The sequence below is a fragment of the Rodentibacter sp. genome (genome assembly GCF_057314195.1).
On sequence record NZ_DBHLAM010000057.1, the window covers coordinates 1 to 660 of the forward strand.

Annotated in this window: 1 protein-coding gene and 1 pseudogene; both read left to right on the top strand. The window is 47.3% G+C overall.

Annotated elements, in window-relative coordinates; all coding sequences use genetic code 11:
- A pseudogene (locus tag ACO59Y_RS08515) lies at nt 1-365 on the top strand (SrfA family protein); the annotation flags it as partial.
- A 29-nt stretch (nt 366-394) separates the two neighbouring features.
- A partial coding sequence (locus ACO59Y_RS08520) for a virulence factor SrfB (RefSeq protein ID WP_486132382.1) occupies nt 395-660 on the top strand: 266 nt, incomplete at its 3' end.

Sequence of the window (660 nt, forward strand, 5' to 3'; positions counted from 1 at the left end):
AAAAACTGCAAATTCCGGAAAAAAGCCTACAAGAAGGCAAAGTGGATTTCTTAAACGGCGCGTGGAATGCGGGCGGCGGTATTCAAGATAAAACCACCGGTAAACCGATGCGCTTGAGCTATAACTTTGACGACAAAGGTAAAGGTCAAGTCACGTTGCAACGTGGCGACGGCGTGAAATGTGTGGGCGATGTGAACGCTAACGTAAGCGGCGGCGGGTTAATCATCTCCAACAAAAACGTGGCGAGCTGTAGCGACGGCACCACTTATCAACTGCCGGAAATCAACTGTAAACCGAATAGCGCGTCGGCGGATTGTAACGGTTCTTACGGCGATAACCGCTTCCCGATTACCATTAAGAAATAAGTTTTAACGAGATGAAAGAGAGATAGCACATGTTTCCCGAGTTACATAATTTTGGTAAAGAACTTTCGTTAGTCATGAATAGCGGCGTGCAATTCATTGATTTTGCCTTGACGATTAATTGGAAAGACAAAGAATGGCGCGAGAAAGGCAACGGCAATTTTGTTTCTTCTGCGGTGAACGGGCCGTTACGCCGTTTAATCGCCGATAAAAACGGCGAGGGGTTTTGCGATCCGAGCCGTCCCGGCATTTTAGTGCGTACCGAGCAGGAAATCAGCGTCGAACAATCCTTTAAACT